Origin of the sequence: Pseudomonas putida (assembly GCF_001636055.1) — a bacterium.
Classification (GTDB): domain Bacteria; phylum Pseudomonadota; class Gammaproteobacteria; order Pseudomonadales; family Pseudomonadaceae; genus Aquipseudomonas; species Aquipseudomonas machongensis.
This window is the reverse complement of record NZ_CP011789.1, coordinates 5,406,533-5,427,447: the sequence shown is the minus strand read 5'-3', so window position 1 is coordinate 5,427,447 and position 20,915 is coordinate 5,406,533. Positions and strand designations below refer to the sequence as shown.

Sequence of the window (20,915 nt, the reverse complement as noted above, 5' to 3'; positions counted from 1 at the left end):
TACTGCCCCCGACAATAGAAAGAACAATTTGGGAGATGAACGATGTACAAGACAGCGTTGCTCAGCGGGCTCGCCACCGCGCTCCTGGCCAGTGGCAGCCTCCAGGCCGCCGAAGCCCTGAAGGAAGTCGGCAAGGGCGAGGGCCAGCTCGATATCGTCGCCTGGCCGGGTTATATCGAACGTGGCGAGTCGGACAAGGCCTATGACTGGGTCAGCAAGTTCGAGCAGGACACGGGCTGCAAGGTCAACGTCAAGACCGCTGCCACCTCCGACGAGATGGTCAGCCTGATGGCCAAGGGTGGCTACGACCTGGTCACCGCTTCGGGCGATGCCTCGCTGCGGTTGATCTATGGCAAGCGTGTACAGCCGATCGACCCGAAACTGATCCCCAACTGGAAGAACCTGGACCCGCGCCTACACGATGCGCCCTGGTACACCGTCGATGGCAAGACCTACGGCACGCCCTACCAGTGGGGCCCGAACCTGCTGATGTACAACACCAAGGTGTTCCCCGCCGCACCGGATAGCTGGAAAGCCGTATTCGAGGCCGAGAACCTGCCCGATGGCAAACCGAACAAGGGCCGTGTGCAGGCCTACGACGGCCCGATCTACATTGCCGACGCCGCGCTCTACCTCAAGGCGACCCAGCCGGCGCTGGGCATCAGCGATCCGTACCAGCTCGATGAAAAGCAGTACGCCGCCGTGCTCGACCTGCTGCGCAAGCAGCACGCCTTGATCCACCGTTACTGGCACGACACCACGGTGCAGATGAGCGACTTCAAGAACGAAGGCGTCGCCGCTTCCAGTGCCTGGCCTTACCAGGCCAACGCGCTCAAGGCCGAGGGCCAGCCGATCGCCACGGTGTTCCCGAAGGAGGGCGTCACCGGGTGGGCCGACACCACCATGCTGCATGTCGAGGCCAAGCATCCCAACTGCGCCTACAAGTGGATGGACTGGTCGCTGCAGGACAAGGTGCAGGGTGACGTGGCGGCCTGGTTCGGTTCGTTGCCAGCGGTGCCGCAGGGCTGCAAGGCCAGCGAATTGCTGGGCGCCGAGGGCTGCAAGACCAACGGTTTCGACCAGTTCGACAAGATCGCCTTCTGGAAGACCCCGCAGGCCGAGGGTGGCAAGTTCGTGCCCTATAGCCGCTGGACCCAGGACTACATCGCGATCATGGGCGGGCGCTAGGCCGGGCGCTTGCCTGGGCCGGCCTCATCGCGGGGCAAGCCCGCTCCCACAGGGCTGCAAAGTATCCTGTGGGAGCGGGCTTGCCCCGCGATGAGGCCGGCAGCGACACCACAAAACCACCCTTCACCCCGGAGCCTCCACCATGCCCCCAGCCGTCCAGTTCACCCAGGTCTCCCGTCAGTTCGGCGAGGTGAAGGCCGTCGACCAGGTGTCGATCGACATCCAGGACGGCGAATTCTTTTCCATGCTCGGCCCCTCGGGCTCGGGCAAGACCACCTGCCTGCGCCTGATCGCAGGTTTCGAGCAGCCCAGCGCAGGCTCCATCCGCATCCATGGCCTCGAAGCCGCCGGCCTGCCGCCCTACCAGCGTGACGTCAACACGGTGTTCCAGGACTATGCGCTGTTCCCGCACATGAACGTGCTGGACAACGTCGCCTATGGCCTGAAGGTCAAGGGTGTGGCCCGCACCGAGCGTTTGCAGCGTGCCGAGCAGGCGCTGGAGATGGTCGCCCTCGGCGGTTATGGCACGCGCAAGCCAGTACAGCTTTCCGGCGGGCAGCGCCAGCGTGTGGCCCTGGCCCGCGCGCTGGTCAACCGCCCGCGGGTGCTGCTGCTCGACGAGCCGCTGGGGGCGCTCGACCTCAAGCTGCGCGAGCAGATGCAGGGCGAACTCAAGCGCCTGCAACGCCAACTGGGCATTACCTTCATCTTCGTCACCCACGACCAGAGCGAAGCGCTGTCGATATCCGACCGCGTCGCGGTATTCAACAAAGGGCGCATCGAACAGGTCGACACCCCACGCAACCTGTACATGAAACCGGCCACCGCCTTTGTCGCCGAATTCGTCGGCACCTCCAACGTGTTGCGTGGCGAACTCGCCAGCCAACTGGTCGGTGATGCCCGGCCGTTCTCCATTCGCCCCGAGCACATTCGCTTCGCCTTGGGCGAACGGGGAGCCAGCGACGTGGAGGTCAGCGGCCTGCTGCACGATATCCAGTACCAGGGCGCCGCAACGCGCTATGAGATCCGCCTGGACAATGGCCAGCACCTGAGCCTGAGCCAGGCCAACAGCCAGTGGGGCGACGGCCCGGCCAGCCACCAGCCGGGCCAGCGCGTCACCGCCCGCTGGGCGCGCGAGGCCATGGTGGCGCTGAGCGAGGGCGTGTGAGATGAGCCTGACCCTCGATGCCACGGCGCCGGTAGTCCGCCACGGCGCCCTGCGCGGGCTGTCCAACCTGCTGTACCGCAAGCCGGCGCTGTACCTGTCGCTGCTGCTGGTGCCGCCGCTGCTGTGGTTCGGCGCGATCTACCTGGGCTCGTTGCTGACGTTGTTGTGGCAGGGCTTCTACACCTTCGACGATTTCACCATGACGGTGACGCCGAGCCTGACCTGGGCCAACTTCGCCGCGCTGTTCACCCCGGCCAACTTCGACATCATCCAGCGCACCGTGCTGATGGCCGTGGCGGTGTCCATCGCCAGTGCTGCGCTGGCGTTTCCCATTGCCTACTACATGGCGCGCTACACCAGCGGCAAGACCAAAGCGTTCTTCTACATCGCGGTGATGCTGCCGATGTGGGCCAGCTACATCGTCAAGGCCTATGCCTGGACCCTGCTGCTGGCCAAGGGCGGGGTGGCCATGTGGTTCGTCCAGCACCTGGGCCTGGAGCCGTTGCTGAACCTGCTGCTGGGCGTGCCCGGTGTGGGCGGCAACACCTTGTCGACCTCGAACCTGGGGCGCTTCCTGGTGTTCGTCTACATCTGGCTGCCGTTCATGATCCTGCCGATCCAGGCCTCGCTGGAGCGCCTGCCGCCGTCGCTGCTGCAGGCCTCGGCCGACCTCGGGGCGCAACCGCGCCAGACCTTCATGCAGGTGATCCTGCCGCTGTCGGTGCCAGGCATCGCCGCGGGCTCGATCTTCACCTTCAGCCTCACCCTCGGCGACTTCATCGTGCCGTCGCTGGTCGGGCCGCCGGGCTACTTCATCGGCGGCATGGTCTACGCCCAGCAGGGCGCCATCGGCAACATGCCCATGGCCGCGGCCTTCACCCTGGTGCCGATCGTGCTGATCGCCGTCTACCTGTCCATCGTCAAACGCCTGGGGGCCTTCGATGCACTCTGAAAAAGCGTCCTGGGGGCTGAAGCTTGCGGCCTGGGGAGGGCTGGTGTTCCTGCACTTCCCGATCCTGATCATCTTCCTGTACGCCTTCAACACCGAAGAGGCCGCGTTCAGCTTTCCACCGCAGGGCTTCACCCTGCATTGGTTCAGTGTGGCGTTTGCCCGCCAGGACGTGCTCGATGCCGTGACCCTGTCGGTGAAGATCGCCGCCCTGGCCACGCTGATCGCCATGGTGCTGGGCACGCTGGCGGCGGCTGCGTTGTACCGGCGTGATTTCTTCGGCAAGGAAAGCATCTCGCTGATGCTGATCCTGCCGATCGCCTTGCCCGGCATCATCACCGGCATTGCGTTGCTGTCGGCATTCAAGACCTTGGGCATCGAGCCCGGCTTCATGACCATCGTCGTCGGGCACGCGACCTTTTGCGTGGTGATCGTCTACAACAACGTCATCGCCCGCTTCAGGCGCACCTCGCACAGCCTGATCGAAGCCTCGATGGACCTGGGCGCCGACGGCTGGCAGACCTTCCGCTACGTGATCCTGCCCAACCTCGGCTCGGCGCTGCTGGCTGGCGGCATGCTGGCGTTCGCCCTGTCGTTCGACGAAATCATCGTCACCACCTTCACCGCCGGTCATGAACGCACCTTGCCGATCTGGCTGCTCAACCAGCTCGGTCGCCCGCGCGATGTGCCGGTGACCAATGTGGTGGCGATGCTGGTCATGCTGGTGACCATGCTGCCGATCCTGGGCGCCTACTACCTGACCAAGGGTGGCGAAGGCGTTGCCGGCAGCGGCAAGTGAACACGCGAACAAGAACCTGAGAAAAGGAGCGCTTCATGCAAACCAAACTGCTGATCAACGGCCAACTGGTCGCCGGTGAAGGCGAGTCGCTCGCCGTGCTCAACCCGGCGCTCGGCACCACCCTGGTGGAAATTGCCGAAGCCACGCCGGCCCAGGTCGACATCGCCGTGCGCGCAGCCGACGCGGCGTTCGAAGGCTGGTCCCAGACCGCCCCCAAGGATCGCTCGCTGCTGTTGCTCAAGCTGGCCGATGCCATCGATGCGCATGCCGAAGAGCTGGCGCGGCTGGAGTCGAACAACTGTGGCAAACCCTACCAGGCTGCGCTGAACGACGAACTGCCGGCAGTGGCCGATGTGTTCCGCTTCTTCGCCGGCGCCAGCCGTGTGCTGCAGGGCTCGGCGGCGGGTGAGTACCTGCCGGGGCACACCTCGATGATCCGCCGCGACCCGGTGGGTGTGGTGGCGTCGATCGCACCGTGGAACTACCCGTTGATGATGGCCGCCTGGAAGCTTGGCCCGGCCTTGGCGGCGGGCAATACCGTGGTGCTCAAGCCGTCCGAGCAGACGCCACTGACGGCCCTGCGCCTGGGCGAGCTGATCGCGGGCATCTTCCCGGCGGGTGTGGTCAACCTGGTGTTCGGCCGAGGCCCGAGCGTGGGCGAGCCGCTGACGACCCATCCCAAGGTGCGCATGGTCTCGCTGACAGGCTCCGTGGCGACCGGCAGCCGCATCATCGCCGGCACTGCCGATACCGTGAAACGCATGCACATGGAGTTGGGCGGCAAGGCGCCGGTGATCATCTTCGACGATGCCGACATCGATGCCGCAGTCGAAGGTATCCGTGCGTTCGGCTTCTACAACGCCGGGCAGGACTGCACGGCGGCCTGCCGGTTGTATGTGCAGAAGGGTGTGTACCAGGCCTTCGTCGACAAGCTCACGGCGGCGGTGGCGAGCATCCGCCTTGGCGAGCAGGACGATCCCGAGACCGAACTGGGACCGTTGATCACCCAGCAGCACCTGGAGCGCGTCAGCGGTTTCGTCGAGCGGGCGCGGCAGGTGCCGCATATCCAGGTCACCACTGGCGGCAAGCGAGCCGACCGGGCGGGGTTCTTCTTCGAGCCGACGGTATTGGCCGGCGCGCAGCAGGACGATGAAGTGGTGCGGCGCGAGATCTTCGGGCCGGTGGTGTCGGTGACCGAGTTCAGCGACGAGGCCCAGGCGTTGGAGTGGGCCAACGACTCGGACTATGGGCTGGCGTCGTCGGTGTGGACTCAGGACGTTGGCCGCGCGCACCGGCTGGCGGCGCGCTTGCAGTATGGCTGCACCTGGGTGAACACCCATTTCATGCTGGTCAGCGAAATGCCCCATGGCGGGGTGAAGTTGTCCGGGTATGGCAAGGACATGTCGATATATGGGCTGGAGGATTACACAGCCATTCGGCATGTGATGATCAAGCACTGATCGGCGTTGGGGGCATCCCTGGGAGCTAGCCCAATCCCTGTAGGAGCGGCGGTTCGGCGTCCCGACTTGCCCGCGAAAAAGACACCGCGCTGCCTGGCACGGGCTACGCTTGTGTTCGCGGGACCAGTCGGAGCGCCGAACCGCCGCTTGTGTCTTGATAGGGGATTAGAATCTGGAGTGAGAGCGGTGAATGGCAAGCTGAATGCCGCGTGTGCCTTGAGCACGAGTGGGAGCACAAGCTGCCATTCACCGTTCCACTTTGGCGAGAGCCCGAACAGTTGGATGCGGCCTTGATCTCGAATCACAAGCGTGGGCCAAGCCAAAGTCCTCTCACTCTGTTGAGTCTAGGAGATTTTGGTGATGGTTTCCTTTGTGGGTATCGATGTTTCTAGTCGCACGCTGGACATAGCGGTGCGTCCCCAGAGCCTCAAGATCAATGTCACCAACGATCAGGCAGGGTTCGAGGTATTGGAGAAGAGCCTTCGAGGCCTCAAGGTCAAGCGTGTCCTGCTGGAGGCGACAGGCGGATACGAGCGTGAGGTGCTGAGCTTTCTGCAGAGCGCTGGCTACAAGGTCATTCGCGTAAACCCTAGGCGAGCCAGGTCGTTTGCCGAGTCCATGAATATCAAAGCCAAGACCGACGCCATCGATGCAGCGGTATTGGCGCATTTCGCCGAAGTTATCCCCGATAAACCTACTCTGCAGGTCAGTCCGCAGAGGGCGTTGCTGCGCGAGCTGCTGCAGCAGCGTGATCGTCTGGTCCAGCAGCGAGACGACGACCGGCGGCGCCTGAAACAGGCTCAGTCTGAGGTGGTCGCTCGCTTCCTGAAGTCCAACCTCCAGCACTTCAGGTCTCAGATCAGACAGATTGAGCATGAGCTCAAGCTGCATGCCGAAGGGCTGGGTGATGAACGAATTGCTCAACTAGTCCAGGTCAAAGGTATCGGGCTGGTGACGGCTGGGAAGCTTGTGACGCTGCTGCCGGAGTTGGGCCATGTGGAGGCCCGAGAAATAGCCTCGCTGGTTGGGGTGGCACCTTTCAATCACGACAGTGGAACATCCGTAGGCAAGCGCTCGATCTCGGGAGGCCGTTTCGGGATAAGGTGCGCGTTGTACATGTCGTGTTTGGTGGCCGTAAGGCAAAACCCCTCGCTCAAGGCGAAGTACCAAGCACTGCGTGAAAGGGGCAAGGCAGCCAAGGTCGCGATTGTGGCCTGCATGAGAGTTTTCATCGTACGACTCAATGCGATGCTAAGAACAGGCACCCCCTGGCAGGATGTGGAATTGCCTCAGTGCAAGAGCGCAACACCGGCGTAAATCCGAACGCCGTACGTGTGGGAGCGGGTTTACCCGCGAAAAAGACACCGCGCTGCCTGGCACGGGCTACGCCCGTGTTCGCGGGACAAGCCCGCTCCCACAGGGGATTGGGCTGGTCTTTAGATTTTGAGCAAGACAGTTGCTCCCACAAGGGATTGGGTTGGCCTTAGAGTGTGAACAACACAGTTGTCCCCACAAGGTACTGAGCGGCAGCAGGGGATAACCCGCATACCGCCTTGAATCAGTTGCTTGGCCGCTGCTTGGTCGCATCCAGCTCGGCTTTCTTGCCTGTGGTCACTTCAGTGATCTTCGCCGACTTCTCGATCGCCAGGTCGAAGGTGTCCTGCATCTTGGCGATGGCGTCGGTCGGGGTGCCGGCCAGGCCGCCCTTGGCCGCCCAATCGAAGTTCCACACCCCGGACAGGTTGTCGGCGCCGGGTACGTCATGGGTTTCGATGGCAGTGAACACATCCGGGTGGCGCTGCATGTATTTCGCCGCATCCGACACATTGGCCGGCACGTTGCCTGACTTGTTGTCGGCCAGCTTGTCGAGTTCGTCCTTGGTGATGGCCGACTTGCCGGTCTGGCGCATGTAATCGGCGATTACCTGGCTCGACTTGGCGGTGTCCAGGCGGTTGTCGAAGGCCGAGCTCGAGGCTTTTGGAGTGTTGGACCCGCTACCAGCGGGGGTGATGGTAGACATTGGCGCTGCTCCCGAAACGGAAATGAAAGGGTCGTCTTGATGACGGCTCCGGACGGTAGCATGGGCAATTGGCTAGTATTGTGAGGCTTCACAACGATTCACAACAGCTCACAGCTTTCACAGCGCAGGCGATCACTCCATACCCGGCGGATGCCCGTGGTAGGCCTTGTAGGCGTTGCTGAAATTGGCCGGGTTGGCATAGCCCAGGCGATAGGCGATCTGTGCCACTTGCCATTTGCGTTGCAGCAACAATGTGCGGGCCAGCTCCATGCGCTGCTGGCGCAGGTACTGCAGCATCGACTGGCCGAACACCTTGGCGAAGGCGCGGCGCAGGGTGGTTTCGCCCACCCCTAGCTGTCGGGCCAGCGCCAGGCTGCCGGGCGGGTCGACCAGGTTCAGGTCGAGCAGGCGTCGCGCCTCATGGGCCAGGTCGCGCTGGCCGCGAACCGTCGGCGCAGGCGCCAGCGGGCGGTTGCCGAGGTGCGTGGCCAGCTCCACCAGCACGGCCAGGCTCAGGCTTTCCTGATGCAGGCGCTTGAGCGTGCCGTGGTAGGGCGAATGGTAGAGCTGCTGCAGCAGGCGACCCAGCGCCGGGCAGCGCTCGAAATCGGTGAATTTCATGCCGTCGTCGAGCAACCCGATCAAGGATTGCAGGTGCGGATCTTCCTCGGCCAGTTCGCGCAGATAGTCGGCACCGACGCGCAACCCGGCCATGCGCGCGTGGCTGTCGGCGGGCAACTGGTCGAAGGCTTCCATGTGCTCGCTCAGGCCCAGCGCATAGGTCTTGCCGGTGAGGTAGTGGTTGAGCTGGCCGTCGACCCGGTGCTGCCATTGGCCGCTGAGCATGTGCACCAGGCACAGGCTGTCGGGCAACACCTTGTGGATGCGCAGCGGCTCGGGAAATTGCAGGTCGCAGTCGAAGTACTGCAGGTGCGCACGCACGGTGTGGGCGCGGTAATGACCGATCGCACTGCCCATGACGTGGCTGGCGGCGCTGTCGAGGACGCCCGCCTGGGCCAGCGAGCCTGGGCGGTCGAAGCTGAACTGCATGTCCAGGTAAGGGGTCCAGTGTTCCATCTGCCAAGCCTGTCCATAGGGTGTCGTGGCGGGTGGCGGAATGTTAACGCGAACACGCCTCGGGCGTCAGCCATTGTGCGCGACGGCCTGTTTGTTGTGCGCAGCGGCCAGGCCGGTTGGCAGGCTGGCCCATGCCCCTTTCAATACAAGGCCCCAGAATTTCGAGGAGCAAGCAGTATGTCGATTCATCGCAGATGGGCGGCCGGCATGGTCGCAGCGCTGGCGCTTGTGGGCGCCATGGCCCAGGCCGAGGAGCGTCCATCGGTGGCCGAAAAGGTCGTGGCGTATGCCGGCGAGCAGGGCGTGAAGGTCTGGACCCTGCGTATCGGTGAGCGCAGCGCCAACGAGGCGCTGGTGCAGGTCGAGGGCGTCGACCACGACTGGAACATGCGCATCCAGAAGATGAAAGTCGAGAAGACCGACAAGCTGACCCGCTACTACACCACGGTCGACGGCCAGAAGTTCGCTGCATTGGTGATCCAGGGTTCGGACAGCTGGAGCGCCAGCGAACTGTACCTGCCGGGCGAAGCCCAGGCGCTGAAGATCGGCTACTCGCAGGCCCTGTCCGAACAGGGCAACGCCCAGGCGTTCCTGACCGATTACCTCAATGCCCGTAACGAGTAAGCCATGAACACGCCACAACACCCTGATCCCTCCCTTTCTCCCGATGAGTACGGCCAGTCCCGAGCGGCCCAGCGCGACCGCGTGATCGCCGAACTGCGTCTGATGATCGAGCGAGTTCCTGAGCAGACCGAATTCACCAACTCCCGACGCTACAAGCTGTGGGGCCCGATCATGTTGCTGGTATCGCTGGGCATGCTGGCGATGGCCATCAACATGGGGCGAACCGGGCTGACGGTATGCGCTGGCTTCCTGGTCGTGTTTTCCCTGCTCGTCACCTGGCAGCACCGGGACGCGGGCAAGCAGGTGTTCATGCGCCTGACCCGTCGCCAGCTGTTCGTCGATACGCTCGATGCGCCGATCGAAATGGCCGAGGTGCAGGACATCCTGGTCAAGGACGAAGGGCTGCTGACCCTGCAGAAACTCACGCTCGACTCTCACGCCCATCTGCCCACGCACCATGTGGCGAGGTTGCAGGTATTCGGCAACCAGGCCATGGCGCTGAACAAACCCGAGCCGCATGTACGCATCCACTCTGCCGGGCTGATGACCGGTGGGCGCAAGCTGGACTGCGATGAAATCGCCGCGCTGCTGGGTGCCTACCGCGACGCCGCCTGTGCACAGCAGCAACTGGATGCCCTGCAGGTTCATGGCTGACACCGACCGGGAAACCTTGCTGGCCTGGCTCAGGGCTCACGCGGAGGAGTCCTGCAAGCCATGGGCGCTGCACGAATCCTCGCGTGGCAAGGCGCTGGCCTGTGGGTTGCTGGCGTTTTCGCTGGTGGTGGTCGGCGGCTGGCTGGCCAGTTTGCCTGCGCAGTGGCAGATGCAATCCGGGCACTGGTTGCTGTGGGGGCCTGGCGTGCTGCTGCTGGTTGCCGGCGTGGCTGGGCTGGCGCTCGCCGAGGGGCTGCGCCGAAGACATGGCAAGTGTGTGTTGAGTGTGACTGACGACTCTGTGCTGTTCGCCAACTCGCACGCGCCGACGCCCTTGTACTGTTTCGATGGGTTCGAAATCTACCAGCGTCATCTGAGCATGACGCTGGTGTTTTCGCTGGCAGCCATCAGCCGTGCACCGCAGCTCGCGCCGGCCTGCTTCAAGTCACTGGTGGCGCCGGATGCGTGGCCAGTGGCCGGTGGCTTGCGGGTGAAGTTGTGGGTGTGCACGCCGGTGGTGAACGGGCGGCGCGTCGATCTGCAGGCGCTGACCGACCGGCTGTATGTCTGCATGGAAGCAGCCCAGGCGCGGCGCACGCTGGGGCAGTTGGGGATGTGATCTTGAGGGAGCTTTGGGGGAACAACTGTCTTGTTCAAGACCCCAAAGCCTGCCCAATCCCTGTAGGCGCGGGCTTGCCCGCGAACACGGGCGTAGCCCGTGCCAGGCAGCGCGGTGTCCTTTTCGCGGGCAAGCCCGCTCCCACAAAAGCCCCCCGCAGCTGTGAAGGCAACTGTCTTGTTCAAAATCCAAAGGTCAGTCCAATCGCACAGGGTCACCCGCGAACACCGTCAGCGTCGGTGCCATCCGCTTGCGGCATCAAGGTCGCGATCAACGCCCGTACCGTCCCCGGCAATGCATCCAGCTCGCGCACCAGGATGCTGCGCTCACGCACTGCCCACGGCTCATCCAGCTCGATGGTCAACAGGTTCATGGTGTGGCTGTGCCGCATCGCCGAAGACTCGGGGATGATCCCGATCCCCACGCCGGCCTCGACCATCCGGCAGATCGCCTCGAAGCTCGACATCTGGATCCGCAGCGCCAGGCTCTGGCCAATACGCTCGACGTGATCGCGCAAGAAGGTCAGCAAGGTGCTGCCGTCATGCAGGCCGATGTGCTGGTAGGCCAGGGTCTGCTTGAGCGTCACCTGCTTGCGGCCCGCCAGCTCGTGACCGGCCGGCACGATCAGCACCAGCCGGTCGGTACTGAAGCGCATCACCTGCAGCCCGGCCGCCTCCACGGGCCCGGCGATGATGCCCATGTCGCTGCTGCCATCGAGCACCCCGCGCACGATATCGCGTGACAGCCGCTCCTGCAGGTCGACCGTCACACCCGGCCGCTGGGCGAGAAACCCGGCCAGCACTTCGGGCAGGAACTCGGTCACCGCAGTGGTGTTGGCGAAGATGCGGATGTGCCCGGCCGAATCGGTGCCGAACTGGGTGAACTCGGCCTTGAGGTACTCCACCTGACGCATGATCAGGCGCGCATGGGTCAGCAGTTTCTGACCGGCGGGCGTCAGCTCCACGCCACGGCTGTCGCGGTACAGCAGGCGGGTGTCGAGCTGCGCCTCGAGGGCCTTGATCCGCGCGCTGGCTGCGGCGGGGGAGAGAAACGCACGGCGCGCACCTTGGGTGAGGCTCGGCGATTCGCCGATGTGGATGAAGAGCCGCAAGTCAGCCAGGTCGAAGTGCATGGGGGAGTCCTGTCGTAGCAGAGGCGTTCGGCATTTATGAACGCTGGTTTACGCAAATGCAAATTCACAGAATGCCGGGCGCCTCGCATGATCGGCCCATAACAACAAATGCAGAGGCCCATGCTCATGACTGCTTCGACTTCGCCCACCGACTTCAGTGCCTGGATCGGCCGCACCGAAGAGGCCTGGGATGTGCTCAGCCGCAACCTGGTCAAGCGCATTGCCGCGACCTTCGGCGAGGCCGCGCCAGGCCATGGCGACGCGCTGCCGCACCTGTGGACCTGGTGCTTCTTCCAGGAGCCGCTGCCAGAGCCGCAACTGGGCAGCGACGGTCATCCTGCCCGTGGCGGCTTCCTGCCACCGGCCGACAACCGCAACCGCATGTGGGCTGGCGGGCGGGTCGAGTTCATCGCGCCGCTGAAAGTCGGCGGTGAAGCCCACCGCCTGTCGACCATCCTGCACATCGAAGAAAAGCACGGACGCACCGGCGCACTGTTGTTCGTCACCGTGCGCCACGACTACTCCCAGGACGGCCGCCTGTGCATCCGCGAGGAGCAGGACATCGTCTACCGCGAGCCCAACCCGCCCAAGCGCGGCAGCGGCACGCCGAGCGAGGTGGGTGAGTGGAGCGAAACCATCACCCCGACGCCGACGTTGCTGTTCCGCTACTCGGCGATCACCTTCAACGGCCACCGCATCCACTACGACCACCCCTACGTCACCGAGACCGAAGGCTACCCCGGCCTGGTGGTGCATGGCCCGATGATCGCCACCCTCAACCTGCGCGCCTTCGTGCGGGCCCACCCCGACAAGCCCGTGCGCCACTTCGCCTACCGCGGTGTGCGGCCGCTGACCCTGCCTGCAGCGTTCCAGGTCAGTGGCTGCATCGAAGCACCTGGCAAGGCGCGGCTGTGGGCCGGCAACGCCGACGGCACTGCACAGAGCGCCGAAGTGACCTTCGACTGACTTCCTCAAGCCTTCGCAGAGAGTCCACACATGCACAGCTACGACAGCGATGACCTCAATGCCATCCGCGAGGGCGTGCGCGCCCTGTGCGCCGAATTCCCCGCCGAATACTGGCGCCGGATCGATGAAGAAAAAGGTTTTCCGGAAGCCTTCGTCAAGGCCATGACCGATGCCGGCTGGCTGTCGGCGATGATCCCCGAGGAGTACGGCGGATCAGGCCTGGGCCTGGCCGAGGCGTCGGTGATTCTCGAGGAGGTCAACCGCTGCGGCGGCAACTCCGGCACCATCCACGGGCAGATGTACAACATGTTCACCTTGCTGCGAAACGGCAGCGACGAGCAGAAGCGGTTCTACCTGCCCAAGCTTGCCAGTGGCGAGCTGCGCTTGCAGTCGATGGGCGTGACCGAGCCGACCACCGGCACCGACACCACCAAGATCAAGACCACTGCCGTGCGCCAGGGCGACAAGTACGTGATCAATGGGCAGAAAGTGTGGATCTCGCGCGTGCAGCATTCGGACCTGATGATCCTGCTGGCGCGCACCACGCCGCTGCCGGAGGTGAAGAAGAAATCCGAAGGCATGTCGATTTTCCTGGTCGACCTGCGTGAAGCGATCGGCAACGGCCTGACCGTGCAGCCGATCGCCAACATGGTCAACCACGAGACCAACGAGCTGTTCTTCGACAACCTGGAAATCCCGGCCACCAGCCTGATTGGCGAGGAAGGCAAAGGCTTCCGCTACATCCTCGACGGCCTGAACGCCGAGCGCACGCTGATTGCCGCCGAGTGCATCGGCGATGGGCGCTGGTTCGTCGAAAAGGCCAGCCAGTACGCCCGCGACCGCGTGGTGTTCGGTCGCCCGATCGGGCAGAACCAGGGGGTGCAGTTCCCCATCGCCGAAGCCCATATCGAGATCGAGGCCGCCGACCTGATGCGCTGGCGCGCCTGCGCCGAATACGACAGCGGCGCCAACGCCGGGGCGGGGGCGAACATGGCCAAGTACCTCGCGGCCAAGGCCTCGTGGGAAGCGGCCAATGCCTGTCTGCAGACCCACGGCGGCTTCGGCTTTGCCAACGAATACGACGTCGAGCGCAAGTTCCGCGAGACCCGCCTGTACCAGGTGGCGCCGATCTCCACCAACCTGATCCTGTCGTACGTGGCCGAGCATTTGCTCGAGCTGCCGCGCAGCTTCTGAGGAGCCGACCATGCGTGATACCCAAGCCCTGGCCAGCTTCCTGGCCGACCTGCGCTATGAGGCCATCCCCGGCAGCGTGCTGGACCGCACCGAAGACCTGTTCCTCGACTGGCTCGGCTCGGCCCTGGCCAGCCAGGGATCGCACCCGATCCCGCTGTTCGAGCGTTACGCCGAGCGCATGGGGCCCTCGTCAGGCCGTGCGCGGGTGCTGACCAATGGCCGGCGCACCTCGGCCTATTTCGCCGCGCTGGTCAACGGCGCCGCCTCGCACCTGGTCGAGCAGGACGATCTGCACAACAGCTCCGTGCTGCACCCGGCCACCGTAGTGTTCTCCGCCGTGCTGGCGGCCGGGCAAGACCTGGGCAAGTCCGGCCAGGACCTGCTGCTGGCCTCGGTGGCTGGCTACGAAGCCGGCATTCGCATCGGCGAATTCCTTGGCCGTTCGCACTATCGGATCTTCCACACCACCGCCACGGTCGGCACCCTGGCTGCCGCTGTGGGCGTGGGCAAGCTGCTGGACTTCAACCAGGAGCAGTTCATCAACCTGCTCGGCAGCGCCGGTACCCAGGCTGCAGGGCTGTGGGAGTTTCTGCGCGACGCCGCCGATTCCAAGCAACTGCACACTGCCAAGGCCGCCGCCGACGGCCTGCTTGCCGCCTACCTCACCGCCGATGGCCTGAGCGGGGCGCGCAACATTCTCGAAGGTGACCAGGGCATGGCTGCGGGCATGTCCAGTGACGCCGACCCTGCGCGGCTCTCCGACCGGCTCGGCACGCGCTGGGCGCTGGCGGAAACCTCGTTCAAGTTCCACGCCTCGTGCCGTCACACCCACCCGGCGGCTGACGCGCTGCTGCACCTGATGCAGCGCGAGGGGCTGGGCCATGAGCAGATCGCTGAAGTCATCACCCGCGTGCACCAGGGCGCCATCGATGTGCTGGGGCGGGTGACCACGCCGAGCACCGTGCACCAGGCCAAGTTCTCCATGGGCACGGTGCTGGGCCTGATCGCCGTGCACGGCAGCGCGCAGTTGCTGGAGTTCCGCGACCTGGCACTGACCGACCCGCGCATCGCCACGTTCCGCGACAAGGTGCGCATGCAACTGGACCCCGAAGTGGACGGTGCCTATCCAGCGCGCTGGCTGGGGCGGGTCGAGGTGCGCTGCGTCGATGGCCGGCAGTTCAGCGCGGCCATCGACGACCCCAAGGGCGACCCCGGCAATACCCTGTCGCGCCCGGAGCTGGAGGCCAAGTTCCAGCGCCTGCTGGCCTATGCCGGGCAGCGCAGCGAGGCCGAGGGCCGTGCGCTGATCGAGCGCGTCTGGCAACTGCGTGACGCGCAGTCGCTGGCGGACCTGCATTGAACACCGAACAGGAATTTGCCATGACCCAATCCGCTCCCCGCCCCTTGGACGGCATCACTGTCGTCAGCCTGGAACATGCCATCGCCGCGCCGTTCTGCACCCGCCAACTCGCGGACCTGGGCGCGCGCGTGATCAAGATCGAGCGCCCCGGCAGCGGCGACTTCGCCCGTGGCTACGACCAGCGTGTCGATGGCCTGGCCTCGCACTTCGTCTGGACCAACCGCTCCAAGCAGAGCCTGACCCTGGACCTCAAGCAGGACGAGGCCGACGACATCCTCCAGGCATTGCTGGCCAAGGCCGATGTGCTGGTGCAGAACCTCGCACCAGGTGCGGCGGCGCGCATGGGGTTGTCGTTCGAGGCCCTGCACGCGCGTTTTCCGCGGCTGATCGTCTGTGATATTTCCGGCTACGGCGAAGGTGGCCCGTACGAGAAGAAGAAGGCCTACGACCTGCTGATCCAGAGCGAGGGCGGCTTCCTCTCGGTGACCGGCGGGCCGGGCGACGAGCAGATGGCCAAGGCCGGATGCTCCGTCGCCGATATCGCTGCCGGTATGTATGCCTACACCGGCGTGCTGTCGGCGCTGCTGCTGCGTGACAAGACTGGTATCGGCAGCCGCATCGACGTATCGATGCTGGAGAGCCTGGTGGAATGGATGGGCTACCCGATGTACTACGCCTACAACGGCGCGCCGCCACCACCGCGGGCCGGCGCTTCGCACTCGACCATCTATCCGTACGGGCCGTTCCCCACCGGCGGTGGCGGCACCATCATGCTCGGGCTGCAGAATGAGCGGGAATGGCAGTTGTTCTGTGAAAAGGTCCTGCTCGACCCGGCGCTGGCCAGCGATGCGCGTTTCTCCGCGAACTTCCGGCGCTCGGAGAACCGCGAGGTGCTGCGCCAGATCATCATCGACGGCTTCGCCGAACTGTCGCTGGATGAGGTGGTGGCACGTCTCGAAGACGCGCAGATCGCCAACGCCCGGGTCAACGACATGCAGGGCGTCTGGCAGCACCCGCAGCTCAAGGCCCGCGACTGCTGGCGCGAGGTCGACAGCCCGGCTGGCAAGCTGCCGTCGTTGCTGCCGCCGGGGCGCAATGCCGCCTTTACCCCGCGCATGGACCCGGTGCCGGGATTGGGGCAGCACAGCGCGGCGATCCTCGAGGAGCTGGGTTTCTCGGCCGACGACCAGGCCCGACTGGCGGCTGCTGGTGTCGTTTGATGACAAGGAGTGATTGCTGATGCCGCAAACCATCGTCCGTTCGGCGCTGTTCGTGCCGGGCAGCCGTCCCGAGCGTTTTGGCAAGGCCCTGGCTGCGGGCGCCGATGCCGTTATCGTCGATTTCGAGGATGCCGTCGAGGAGCCGCTCAAGCTTCAGGCGCGTGATAATCTCGCGGCCTTTCTTGCAGCCCATCCGCAGGCGCGGGTGTGGGTCAGGGTCAACGCCCCGGAGCATGCCGGGCATGCCGATGACCTGGCGTTCTGTGCGCAGCAGTCCGGCGTCAGCGCCGTGCTACTGCCCAAGGTGGAAAATGCCGCCCAGGTCGCAGTCGCTGCGCGCACTGGCAAACCGGTGCTGCCGATCATCGAGACGGCCAAGGGCTTGCTGGCACTGGAGCGCATTGCCGGTGCCGAGGGGGTCGAGCGTTTGTCGTTCGGCAGCCTGGACCTGGCGCTGGACCTGAACCTCAACACCGACAGCGCCTCGGCCCAGCGCTTTCTTGACCAGGCGCGCATGGCGGTGCAACTGCATTCACGCGGCGCCGACCTGGCGCCGCCGCTGGACGGCGTGTTTCCGGCCATTGGCGACCCGCAAGGGCAGCAGCGGGCCATGCGCCATGCCTATGACATGGGCTATGGCGGGGCGCTGTGCATCCATCCCAGCCAGGTGCCGTTGATTCATGGCGTGCTGGCGCCGAGCAGCGAAGAGCTGGCCTGGGCACGGCGGGTGGTGGACGCCAGTGTGGCGGCCAAGGGGGCCGGGGCGTTCCAGCTCGATGGGCAGATGATCGATGCGCCGGTGCTGTTGCGGGCGCAGCGGCTATTGGCATTGGCCGAAAGCACCTAGGCCTTTCGCGGGGCAAACCGGCGGCATCCCCACCGATGCATTTGTGGGTGCAACTGTCTTGATCAAAATCTAAAAGCCAGCCCAATCCCTGTAGGAGCGGGCTCGTCCCGCAAACACCGGCAAAGCCGGTGCCCGACACCGCGGTGTCCTTTTCGCGGGCAAGCCCGCTCCCACAGGAGCTGGGCTGGTTTAAGACTTTGAACAAGACAGTGGCAGCTACAGCGCTGACTCTGGGCTCAACGCTGTACCTGTAGGAGCGGGCTTGCCCGCGAATACCGGCAAAGCCGGTGCCATACCCACTGATGTATCTGTAGGAGCGGGCTTGCCCGCGAACACCGGCCAAGCCGGTGCCATCCCCACTGATGCATCTGTAGGAGCGGGCTTGCCCGCGAATACCGGCAAAGCCGGTGCCATACCCACTGATGTATCTGTGGGAGCGGGCTCGTCCCGCGATCACCGGCATAGCCGGTGCCATCCCCCACCCATCCAGGAGCGTTCACCCCAGCCAAACGCGGGCTTACACAAAAGCTGATTCTCGAAACACGCCCGATTGGGCCATCGTACCCTTGGCAACGCTTCCCTGCTGACCCCTTCCAACAACAATAAAAGGTGACACCGATGTTGAAGCTGACCCAGGCGCTGTTGTGCGCCGCCGCCGTGTCCATGGCCGGGCTCGCCCAGGCTGCCGATCCTGTGATCATCAAGTTCGCCCACGTCGTGGCCGACAGCACGCCCAAGGGCCAGGGCGCGCTGATGTTCCAGAAACTGGTCGAGGCCGACCCGCAGCTCAAGGGCAAGGTCAAGGTCGAGGTCTACCCCAACTCCTCGCTGTTCGGCGATGGCAAGGAGATGGAAGCCCTGCTGCTGGGCGATGTGCAGATGCTCGCGCCGTCGCTGGCCAAGTTCGAGCACTACAACAAGCAGGTGCAGCTGTTCGACCTGCCGTTCCTGTTCAACGACCTCGCCGCCGTCGACCGCTTCCAGCAAGGCCCGCAGGGCAAGGCGCTGCTGACCTCGATGGAAGACAAGGGCATCCGTGGCCTGGCCTACTGGCACAACGGCCTCAAGCAGCTGTCGGCGAACAAGAAGGTGATCCTGCCCAAGGACGCCCGCGGCCTGAAGTTCCGCGTGCAGGCCTCCAGCGTGCTCGAGGAGCAGTTCAAGGCCATCCGCGCCAACCCGCGCAAGATGAGCTTCGCCGAGGTCTACCAGGGCCTGCAGACCGGTACCGTCAACGGCACCGAGAACACCTGGTCGAACTACGAGAGCCAGAAGGTCAACGAAGTCCAGCCGTTCTTCACCGAGACCAACCACGGCCTGATCGACTACATGGTGATCACCAACGCCAAGTTCTGGAACAGCCTGCCTGAAGACGTGCGCGGCGAGCTGCAGACGATCATGGACAAGGTCACCGTCGAGGTGAACAAGCAGGCCGAGGAACTCAACCAGGCTTCCCGGCAGAAGATCATCGACGCCAAGACCAGCGAGATCGACCCGCTGACGCCAGAGCAGCGCGCCCAGTGGCGTGAAGCCATGCGCCCGGTGTGGGACAAGTTCTCCGACCAGATCGGCGCCGACCTCATCAAGGCTGCCGACGACGCCAACAAGCCGTCCTGATCGTCGCCCCCATCACCCATGGCCACCTGCAGCGCAGGTGGCCCGGCTTCCTTCTGTCCGGAGAATGCCCATGCACAGGATCAGACGCGTCTGGGAGCACTTCGAGGAGGGCATGATCGCCTTCCTCCTGGCAGCCATGACCTTGATCACCTTCATCTATGTGGCGCTGAACAACCTCTACACCCTGTTCTATACCCTCAGCGACCACTGGAGCTTCGCCAGCGAGCTGATGCTCGGCATCGGCGACCACCTCATGGGCTACGCCCAGGAAATGACCTGGAGCATCGCCCTGACCAAGGCGCTGTTCGGCTGGCTGATCTTCTTCGGTATTGCCTACGGCGTGCGCACCGCCGGCCACCTTGGCGTCGATGTGCTGGTGCGGCGCGCGCGCAAGCCGGTGCAACGCATCCTGGCGATGATCGCCTGCGCCTGCTGCCTGGCCTACGCCGGGTTGTTCCTGGTCGCCAGCATCAAGTGGGTGAACGCGGTGTTCGTCGCCGGTATCGGTGCCGAAGACCTCGACCGCTACGGCATCAAGATCGGCCATATCGCGCTGATCGTGCCGTTCGGCTTCGCCCTGATCATCGTGCGCTACCTGGAAATCCTCTACCGCATCTTCACCCACCGCCAGACCAGTCTGGGCCTCGCGGATGAAGCAGCGGAAGCGAGCAAACTGGCCAACCCGGGCGAGGAGTCACACTGATGACCGTTATCTGCCTGTTCCTGCTGCTGTTCGTGTTCATGTTTCTCGGCGTGCCGATCGCCATTTCCCTTGGCCTGTCGGGCGCGGTGTCGATCCTGCTGTTCAGCCAGGACTCGCTCAGCTCGCTGGCGATCAAGCTGTTCGAAACCTCCGACAGCTACACCTTCCTGGCGATCCCGTTCTTCCTGCTGTCGGGCGCGTTCATGACCACCGGCGGCGTTGCTCAACGTCTGATCGACTTCGCCAACGCCTGCGTCGGCCACATCCGCGGCGGCCTGGCCATTGCCGCAGTGCTGGCATGCATGCTGTTCGCCGCGCTGTCCGGCTCCTCGCCCGCCACCGTCGCCGCAGTCGGCTCCATCGCCGTGGCCGGCATGGTGCGCTCGGGCTATCCGAAGGAGTTCGGCGCCGGGATCATCTGCAACGCCGGCACCCTCGGCATCCTCATTCCGCCATCGATCGTCATGGTGGTGTACTCGGCCGCCACCGAAACCTCGGTCGGCAAGCTGTTCATGGCCGGTGTGATACCCGGGATCCTGCTGGGCGTCTTCCTGATGGTGACCATCTACATCGTCGCCCGCATCAAGAAACTCCCCGCCCAGCCGCGTGCCAGCTTCGCCGAATGGCTGCGCACCGCACGTCGGGCGTTCTGGGGCCTGTTGCTGCTGGTGATCATCCTCGGCGGCATCTACAGCGGCATGTTCACCCCCACCGAAGCCGCGGCCGTGGCGGCGGTGTACTCGGCGTTCATCGCGCTGTTCGTCTACAAGGACATGCGCCTGAGTGATTGCCCCAAGGTGCTGCTCGAGTCCGGCCGCCTGACCATCATGCTGCTGTTCATCATCGCCAACGCCATGCTCTTCGCCCACGTGCTGACTACCGAGCAGATTCCCCAGCAGATCACCCAGTGGGTGCTCTCCGAAGGCCTGACGCCGATCGGCTTCCTGATCATGGTCAACGTGGTGCTGCTGGTGGCGGGGAGCTTCATGGAGCCCTCGGCGATCATCCTGATCCTGGCGCCGATCTTCTTCCCGATCGCGATGAAGCTGGGCATCGACCCGATTCACCTGGGGATCGTGATGGTGGTGAACATGGAGATCGGCCTGGTGCATCCGCCGGTGGGGTTGAACCTGTTCGTGACCAGCGCGGTGACTGGGTTGACGCTGGGGCAGACGATTCGTGCGGCGTTGCCGTGGCTGTCGATTCTGTTGTTGTTCCTGGTGCTGGTGACGTATGTGCCGTTTATTTCGCTGGCGTTGCCGGAGTGGTTGGGGATGCCGTAGGGGAGGTGGCTTCTCGGCCCGAAGGCGCTGGCGAT

General features: G+C 64.5%; 20 protein-coding genes. 17 read left to right on the top strand and 3 right to left on the bottom strand.

Annotation, left to right across the window (positions count from 1 at the left end; all coding sequences use genetic code 11):
* Positions 1 to 42 precede the first annotated feature (42 nt).
* From ydcS to AB688_RS24330, 6 genes are all read left to right on the top strand, one after another.
* Complete coding sequence (ydcS, locus tag AB688_RS24355; RefSeq protein WP_054895268.1) at positions 43 to 1,188, top strand: putative ABC transporter substrate-binding protein YdcS; 1,146 nt, start codon at positions 43 to 45, stop codon at positions 1,186 to 1,188.
* A gap of 142 nt (positions 1,189 to 1,330) precedes the next feature.
* Entirely contained in the window at positions 1,331 to 2,356 is a 1,026-nt protein-coding gene (locus AB688_RS24350; protein ID WP_063546173.1) for an ABC transporter ATP-binding protein, read from the top strand.
* Between the two features lies 1 nt (position 2,357).
* A complete protein-coding gene (locus AB688_RS24345) occupies positions 2,358 to 3,308 on the top strand; it encodes an ABC transporter permease (protein WP_063546172.1) in 951 nt (316 codons plus the stop codon).
* On the top strand, positions 3,298 to 4,104 hold the full coding sequence (locus AB688_RS24340) for an ABC transporter permease (RefSeq protein ID WP_063546171.1): 807 nt from the start codon (positions 3,298 to 3,300) through the stop codon (positions 4,102 to 4,104). The genes AB688_RS24345 and AB688_RS24340 overlap by 11 nt, the downstream gene beginning before the upstream one ends.
* Before the next feature lie 35 nt (positions 4,105 to 4,139).
* A complete protein-coding gene (locus AB688_RS24335) occupies positions 4,140 to 5,564 on the top strand; it encodes a gamma-aminobutyraldehyde dehydrogenase (RefSeq protein WP_063546170.1) in 1,425 nt (474 codons plus the stop codon).
* Between the two features lie 360 nt (positions 5,565 to 5,924).
* Entirely contained in the window at positions 5,925 to 6,881 is a 957-nt protein-coding gene (locus tag AB688_RS24330) for an IS110 family transposase (RefSeq protein ID WP_063545967.1), read from the top strand.
* Positions 6,882 to 7,122: 241 nt separating this feature from the next.
* On the opposite strand, the gene AB688_RS24325 is transcribed toward AB688_RS24330, so the two are convergent.
* Positions 7,123 to 7,584 (bottom strand): hypothetical protein, encoded by a 462-nt coding sequence (locus AB688_RS24325; protein ID WP_054895259.1) that lies wholly within the window; start codon positions 7,582 to 7,584, stop codon positions 7,123 to 7,125.
* Between the two features lie 132 nt (positions 7,585 to 7,716).
* Positions 7,717 to 8,661, bottom strand: a complete 945-nt coding sequence (locus AB688_RS24320; protein WP_063546169.1) for a helix-turn-helix transcriptional regulator — start codon at positions 8,659 to 8,661, stop codon at positions 7,717 to 7,719.
* Positions 8,662 to 8,838: 177 nt separating this feature from the next.
* Between AB688_RS24320 and AB688_RS24315 the strand changes: the two genes are divergently transcribed.
* From AB688_RS24315 to AB688_RS24305, 3 genes are read left to right on the top strand one after another with little or no spacing between them, the layout of a single operon-like run.
* Positions 8,839 to 9,285, top strand: a complete 447-nt coding sequence (locus AB688_RS24315; protein WP_063546168.1) for a hypothetical protein — start codon at positions 8,839 to 8,841, stop codon at positions 9,283 to 9,285.
* A gap of 3 nt (positions 9,286 to 9,288) precedes the next feature.
* Entirely contained in the window at positions 9,289 to 9,939 is a 651-nt protein-coding gene (locus tag AB688_RS24310) for a hypothetical protein (RefSeq protein ID WP_063546167.1), read from the top strand.
* The gene (locus AB688_RS24305; RefSeq protein WP_196759875.1) at positions 9,932 to 10,558 is read left to right on the top strand and encodes a hypothetical protein; all 627 of its coding nucleotides are present in this window, start codon (positions 9,932 to 9,934) and stop codon (positions 10,556 to 10,558) included. The genes AB688_RS24310 and AB688_RS24305 overlap by 8 nt, the downstream gene beginning before the upstream one ends.
* A 214-nt stretch (positions 10,559 to 10,772) precedes the next feature.
* Here AB688_RS24305 and AB688_RS24300 read toward each other — a convergent pair whose 3' ends face one another.
* Positions 10,773 to 11,690, bottom strand: coding sequence for a LysR family transcriptional regulator (locus AB688_RS24300; protein WP_063546165.1), 918 nt, complete (start codon positions 11,688 to 11,690; stop codon positions 10,773 to 10,775).
* A 126-nt stretch (positions 11,691 to 11,816) separates the two neighbouring features.
* On the opposite strand from AB688_RS24300, the gene AB688_RS24295 reads away from it, so the two are divergent.
* The 8 genes from AB688_RS24295 (at position 11,817) to dctM (ending at position 20,880) form a co-directional block, all read left to right on the top strand.
* Positions 11,817 to 12,656 (top strand): FAS1-like dehydratase domain-containing protein, encoded by an 840-nt coding sequence (locus AB688_RS24295; protein WP_063546886.1) that lies wholly within the window; start codon positions 11,817 to 11,819, stop codon positions 12,654 to 12,656.
* Between the two features lie 30 nt (positions 12,657 to 12,686).
* The gene (locus tag AB688_RS24290; protein WP_063546164.1) at positions 12,687 to 13,850 is read left to right on the top strand and encodes an acyl-CoA dehydrogenase family protein; all 1,164 of its coding nucleotides are present in this window, start codon (positions 12,687 to 12,689) and stop codon (positions 13,848 to 13,850) included.
* A gap of 10 nt (positions 13,851 to 13,860) precedes the next feature.
* Positions 13,861 to 15,210: an MmgE/PrpD family protein gene (locus tag AB688_RS24285; RefSeq protein WP_063546163.1), complete on the top strand. Its 1,350-nt coding sequence runs from the start codon at positions 13,861 to 13,863 to the stop codon at positions 15,208 to 15,210.
* 20 nt (positions 15,211 to 15,230) lie between these two features.
* Entirely contained in the window at positions 15,231 to 16,430 is a 1,200-nt protein-coding gene (locus AB688_RS24280; RefSeq protein WP_063546162.1) for a CaiB/BaiF CoA transferase family protein, read from the top strand.
* A 19-nt stretch (positions 16,431 to 16,449) separates the two neighbouring features.
* Entirely contained in the window at positions 16,450 to 17,277 is an 828-nt protein-coding gene (locus AB688_RS24275; RefSeq protein WP_063546161.1) for an HpcH/HpaI aldolase/citrate lyase family protein, read from the top strand.
* A gap of 618 nt (positions 17,278 to 17,895) precedes the next feature.
* Positions 17,896 to 18,894 (top strand): TRAP transporter substrate-binding protein, encoded by a 999-nt coding sequence (locus AB688_RS24270; RefSeq protein WP_054895249.1) that lies wholly within the window; start codon positions 17,896 to 17,898, stop codon positions 18,892 to 18,894.
* A 70-nt stretch (positions 18,895 to 18,964) separates the two neighbouring features.
* On the top strand, positions 18,965 to 19,597 hold the full coding sequence (locus AB688_RS24265; protein WP_063546160.1) for a TRAP transporter small permease: 633 nt from the start codon (positions 18,965 to 18,967) through the stop codon (positions 19,595 to 19,597).
* Positions 19,597 to 20,880, top strand: coding sequence for a C4-dicarboxylate TRAP transporter large permease protein DctM (dctM, locus tag AB688_RS24260; protein ID WP_063546159.1), 1,284 nt, complete (start codon positions 19,597 to 19,599; stop codon positions 20,878 to 20,880). Before AB688_RS24265 ends, dctM begins: the two co-directional genes overlap by 1 nt.
* The last annotated feature ends 35 nt before the right edge of the window (positions 20,881 to 20,915 follow it).